Source organism: Streptomyces sp. SID3343 (assembly GCF_009865215.1).
In the GTDB taxonomy this organism is placed as follows: domain Bacteria; phylum Actinomycetota; class Actinomycetes; order Streptomycetales; family Streptomycetaceae; genus Embleya.
This window is the reverse complement of record NZ_WWJX01000201.1, coordinates 1-6172: the sequence shown is the minus strand read 5'-3', so window position 1 is coordinate 6172 and position 6172 is coordinate 1. Positions and strand designations below refer to the sequence as shown.

The 6172-nt window shown below is 73.7% G+C and carries 1 protein-coding gene; it reads right to left on the bottom strand.

Features of this window, described 5'->3' with window-relative positions:
* On the bottom strand, positions 1–6172 hold a 6172-nt coding region (locus GT354_RS07405; protein ID WP_161355451.1), incomplete at both ends, for a type I polyketide synthase.

Genomic DNA, 6172 nt, shown 5'->3' with positions numbered 1-6172 from the left:
CGGCGGCACCGAACCGCCGGGTGCGGCCGGGTCGAGCCGGGCGGCCACGAGCAACGCGTCCGCCGCGCCGTCGGCGGCGTCGAACAGGGCCAGTCCCTCGGCCGAGGTCAGCGCCGTCATGCCGCCGCGCGCCATCCGGGCCAGGTCGACGTCGGTGAGCCGCGAGGTGGCCGCTCCCCGCTCGTCCCACAGGCCCCAGGCGAGGGATGTGGCGGCCAGCCCCAGCGATCGGCGATGACCGGCGAGGGCGTCGAGGAAGGTGTTGGCGGCCGCGTAGTTGCCCTGGCCCGGTCCCCCCATGACGCCGGCGGACGAGGAGAACAGCACGAATGCCGACAGGTCCAGATGCCGGGTCAGCTCGTGCAGGTTCCAGGCACCGTGCACCTTGGCGGCGAACACCCCGGCGACCTGCTCGGTCGTCAGGTCCTCGACGACCCCGTCGTCCACCACCGCGGCGGCGTGCACGACGGCCGTCAGCGGATGCTCTGCCGGGATGGCGGCCAGGACGGCGGCGAGCCGATCGCGGTCGGCGACGTCACAGGCGACGATCTCGACGTCCGCGCCGAGTTCCGCCGTCTCGTCGGCGAGGGCCGGGGCGCCGGCACGGCCGAGCAGCACCAGGCGCCGGACGCCGTGCTCGGTGATCAGATGCCGCGCCACCAGCCTGCCCAACGCACCCGTGCCGCCGGTCACCAGCACGGTGCCCGTCGGGTCCAGCCGTCGCGGCAGGGTGAGCACGATCTTGCCGATGTGCTTGGCCTGGCTCAGGAACCGCAGCGCCTCCGGTGCGCGGCGCACGTCCCAACCGGTCACTCGCGGCGGCTGGAGCACGCCCCGCTCGAACAGGTCCACCAGGTCGCGAAGCATCTCCCCGATCCGGTCCGGGCCCGCGGCCGAGACCAACTCGTACGGCCGGTAGCGCACCTCGGGGTACGCGCGGTGGATGTCCTGCGCGCTGCGCGGGTCGCTGCGGCCCATGTCCAGGAACACCCCACCGGGCGTGGTCAGTCGCAGGGACGCGTCCATGAACTCGCCCGTCAGCGAGTTCAGCACGACGTCGAAGCCGCGGCCTCGGGTGCCGGCGCGAAAACGCTCCTCGAATTCCAGGGTCCGGGAGGACGCCGTGCGGTCGGCGGGGTAGCCCAGTTCGCGCAGGACCGGCCACTTGGCGGGACTCGCCGTCGCGAACACCTCGGCGCCGAGGTGGCGGGCCAGCCCGCTTGCCGCGGTGCCGACGCCGCCGGCCGCGGCGTGCACCAGGACGGACTGTCCCGCGCGCAGACCGGCGAGGTCGACGAGCCCGTAGTACGCGGTGAGATAGACCACCGGCAGGGCCGCGGCCGTGGCGAGGTCGCAGCCGCGGGGAACCCGGGCGAGCAGTCGGTGGTCGGTGACGGCCAGCGGTGCGATGGCATCGGGGAAGAGCCCGAACACCCGGTCTCCGGGCGCGAATTCGGTCACTCCCTCGCCGACGTCGACGACGATGCCCGCCGCTTCGCTGCCGATGGTCGCCTCCGGGTCCGGGTACAGCCCCAGCACGATCAGCGTGTCGCGGAAGTTGAGCCCCGCCGCCCGGACCGCGACCCGTACCCGGCCGGGGCCGAGATCCTCGGTCGCGTCCGGGTGATCCACCGGCGCGATGTCCTCGAACGAGTTTCCGGTGGGCGCGCCGAGGCACCATCCGGGCCGGTCCGGGAGCACCAGTTCGCCGGTGCCGGTGGCCTTGTGCAGCCTGGGGACCCGGATGCTCCCGGCGCGGATCGCGATCTGTGGCTCGCCGCACAGCAGGGCTCGCCGTACGACCTCGGCCGAGGGTTCGTCGGCGATGTCGTCCGGCAGGTCGAGCAACGAGAGGCGATCGGGATGCTCGGCCTGGGCCGAGCGCAGCAGACCCCACGCCGCGGCGACCACCGGATCCGGGGCCCGATCGCCCGGGCCGGCCGTCGTGGCGCCCCGACTGACCAGGACCAGGTGCTTTTCGGCGGTCCGTTCGTCGGCGAGCCAGGACCGCACGCTCGCGAGCACGTCGAGGGTGACGGCCTGTGCGTCGTGTGCCGCGTCGCCGGATCGCGGCGGCCGGCAGGGCAGCACGACCGTGTCGCTGTCCGCCTCCGCGGCGGCGACCAGGTCGGGGTACGCGGGGATGTCCGGTTCGCCGTCCAGTGCCGGCACCAGGGCGCGGTCGCCGACGACGGCCAACCGCTTTCGGCCGGACACCGCGTCGGTGTCCTCCGCCGCGACCCAGCGCACGGCCAGCAGCGGTGGGCGGGCGCCGACGAGCAGTCCGTCCGCGGCCGGCGGCCGCAACCGCAGCGCACCGATGCGGGCGACCGGCTGCCCGATCCCGTCGGCCACCTCGACCGTGATGCCCGTGTCGTCGTCCGGACTCAGCCGCACCCGCAACATGGTGGCGCCCACCGCGTGCAGGGTCGCGGACGTCCACGAGAACGGCAGTTGGACGGTCCCGCGCAACTGCTCGGGTATCAGTTCCCCGAAGACCAGGGGATGCAGGGCGCTGTCGAGCAGAGCCGGGTGCAGACCGAAGCCGCTCACGTCCACGTCCTGGGGCAACTCCACGTGGGCGAACACCTCGTCGCCCCGGGTCCAGGCCGCCCGCACGCCGCGAAAGGTCGCACCGTAGGTCAACCCCAGGGCGGCGTAGCGCTCGTACAGGGCTTCGACGTCGACCGCCGCGGCTCCGACCGGCGGCCATGGATCCGCGCCGGCCGGCTCGGCGGGCGGCGGCGCACCCAGCGTCGCGCTCGCGTGCCGTGTCCACGGCGCGTCGTGGGGTGCGTCGTCGGGCCTGGAGTGGCAGGTCAGTGCCCGCGCTCCGGTCGCGTCGGGGGCTTCCACCACCATTTGGACGTGGACGGCCCGCCCCGGGAGCAACATCAGCGGCGTCTCCAAGGTGAGCTCGTGCACGCCGAGCGCGTCCACCCGCTGACACGCGTGCCACGCCAGGTCGAGGAACGTCGTCCCGGACAGCAGCGTGACTCCCTCGAACGCGTGGTCGTCCAACCAGGCGTGCGTGCGCGCCGAGATCCGGCCGCTGAACAGCAGGCCGCCATCGGCGAGTTCGACGGACGCGCCGAGCAACGGGTGTTCGGCCGCGGTCAGTCCGACCGACGCGAGATCACCGGTACCGGTGCCGGCCGCGGCCCAGTAGCGCTGGTGATCGAACGGGTACACCGGCAGTTCCCACCGGCTGCCTCCGTTGCCCAGCCACCCGGCCCAGTCGACGGGCAGGCCGTGCGCGTAGGCGATGGCCAACGCGCGGGCGAAGCGCACCCGACCGCCTTCGCCTCGGCGCAGTGTCGCCACCGCGACGGCGTCCCGGTGGCCCGCGTCCGCGAACGTGGCACCCAGCGCCGGAGCCAGCACCGGGTGCGAGGCGACCTCCAGGAACACCGTGTGCCCGTCGGCCGCCAGAGCCCGGGTGGCCTGTTCGAACCTCACCGGTTCGCGCAGGTTTCGGTACCAGTACGCCGCGTCCAGGTCCGTACCGTCCAGGACGCGGCCCTCGACGGTCGAGTAGAAGGGGATGTTGCCGGGCGTGGGGGAAACGCCCTGCAGCGACTCGCCCAGTCGATCGCGCAACCGCTCCATCAGCACCGAGTGCGCGCCGAGCCGGATTCCGGGGATCCGCCGGTGGCGCACCTGACGGGCGGTGAGTTCGGCCTGGTATTCCTCCAGCGCCGACACGTCCCCCGAAACGGTGACCGAATCGGGCTCGTTGAAGGCGGCGACGGCCAGCCGCTCCCGCCACTGGCCGAGCGTCGCGTCCGCTTCCTCGCCGGAGAGTGCGACCGTGAGCATCCCGCCGGGGTCGGTCGTCATCGACGCGGCGCTGCGCTCGGCGATGATGTGCACCGCGTCGGCCAGCGACAGGATGCCGGCGACGTAGGCCGCGGCGACCTCGCCCTGCGAGTGCCCGACCACGGAGTCCGGGTGCACGCCGTTCGCTCGCCACAACGCGGCCAGGGCGACCATCGTGGTGAACAGTGCGGGCTGGACGACGTCCGTGGTCTCCGGGGGCCTCGCTCCCGGGGTGCCCGCGAGGGTCGCGGCGACCGACCAGTCGAGGTGTCGCGCGAACTCCCGGTCGCAGGCCAGGACGGTGTCGCGAACGACGGCGGACTCCTCGACGAGGCCGGCCATCATGCCGGCCCACTGGGTGCCCTGGCCGGGGAAGACGAAGACGACCTTCGGCGGTCTGCTCGCCGTGCCGGTCACCACGTCCGCGTGTTCGTGCCCGTCGCCGAACGCCCCGAGCGCCTCGCACAGTTCCGCGGTGTCGTCGGCGATGAAGGCGGCCCGGTGGGGCAGCGTGGAGCGGGCGATCCGTGCGCGGGCGAGCCCGGCGGTGGAGCCGCCCTCGGCCGCGAGCAGGTGCGCGCGCAGGTCGTGCGCCTGGTTGCGCAGCGCCGCGGGGCTTTTCGCCGACAACAGGACCGGGGCGGTGCGCGCCGGGGTCGGGTCCGGGGTATCGGACACGGGCGGTGCGGGCGGCTCTTCGAGGATGACGTGCGCGTTCGTCCCGCTGATGCCGAACGACGACACCGCCGCGCGGCGCATGCGCTCCACCCGAGGCCACGGCACGGTGTCGGCCGGCAGCGCGACCGTGCCCGCCGACCAATCGACGTGCGCCGTGGGTACGGGGGCGTGCAGGGTGCGGGGCAGCGCGCCGTGATGCAGGGCCAGCGCCATCTTGATCACGCCCGCGACGCCCGCCGCGGCCTGGGTGTGGCCGATGTTCGACTTGACGGAACCGAGGTAGAGCGGTGCTTCGCGGGTGTGCGCCGTCCCGTAGACGGCGTGCACGGCCCGGGCCTCGATGGGATCGCCCAATCGCGTCCCGGTGCCGTGCGCCTCGACCGCGTCGACGTCTGCGGCGCCCACTCCCGCGTCGGCGAGCGCGGCCCGGATGACGCGTTCCTGTGCCGCGCCGCTGGGCGCGCTGAGCCCGTTGCTGGCACCGTCCTGGTTGATCGCGCTGCCGCGGACCACGGCGAGGATGCGGCGCCCGTTCCGGCGGGCGTCCGAGAGCCTTTCGAGCAGGACGACGCCGACCCCCTCGGCGAAGCCGGTGCCGTCCGCGTCGTCGGAGAACGTCCGGCAGCGACCGTCCGACGACAGTGCGCCCTGTCGGTGGTAGTCGAGGAACAGGGTCGGGGTCGACATCACCGTCGTACCGCCCGCCAGGGCCAGCGAGCAGTCGCCGTCGCGCAGGGCCCGCACCGCGAGGTGCAGCGTCACCAGGGACGAGGAGCAGGCGGTGTCGACGGTCAGGGCCGGTCCTTCCAGGCCCAGGGCGTAGGCAACGCGTCCCGATACGACGCTGCCCGCGTTGCCGGTGCTGCGGTAGCCGGCGCTTTCCTCGGGCAGGCCGCCCACGCGCTGCAGGTAGTCCTGGTACATCACGCCCGCGAACACCCCGGTGGGCGTGCCTCGCACGGCGGCCGGGTCGATGCCCGCGTGCTCGATCGTGTGCCACGCGGTTTCCAACAACAGGCGTTGCTGGGGGTCCATCGCCAGGGCCTCGCGCGGCGAGATGCCGAAGAAGTCGGCGTCGAAACCCGCCGCGTCGTCGAGGAATCCGCCCTGCCGGGCGAACGTTGCCGTGTCGTCGAGTTCCCAGCCGCGGTCCGCCGGGAAGTCGTCGATGGCGTCGCGGCCGTCGAGCAGCAGTTGCCACAGGTCGTCCGGTCCGCGCACCCGGCCGGGGTAGCGGCAGCCGATCCCGATGATGGCGATCGGCTCGCCGGCGAACCGTTCGCCCGCCGAGGGCGCGGCCGTCGCGGCAGCGGCTCCGAAGAGTTGCTCGCACAGATGCCCGGCCAGCGCGTTCGGGGTCGGGTGGTCGAAGACCATGGTGGCCGGGAGCCGCAGGCCGGTGGCCTCGGCGAGTCGGTTGCGCAGGTTGACCGAGGTCAGCGAGTCGAACCCGAGTTCCTTGAACGGTTGTGCCGGATCCAAGGCGTGTCCGGCGGGGTGGCCGAGCGCGGTGTTGGCGTGTTCGTCGATCAGTACCAGGACGGCTTGGCGGCGCTCTGCCGGCGTCCGCTGCCGCAGTCGGGTGGCGAGGTCGGCGTCCGCGCCGACGGGCCGGGGCAGGTCGGTCGACCGGCGTCGGGCGAGCGGTGGCACGAGTGCGCGCAGCAGCGGTGGC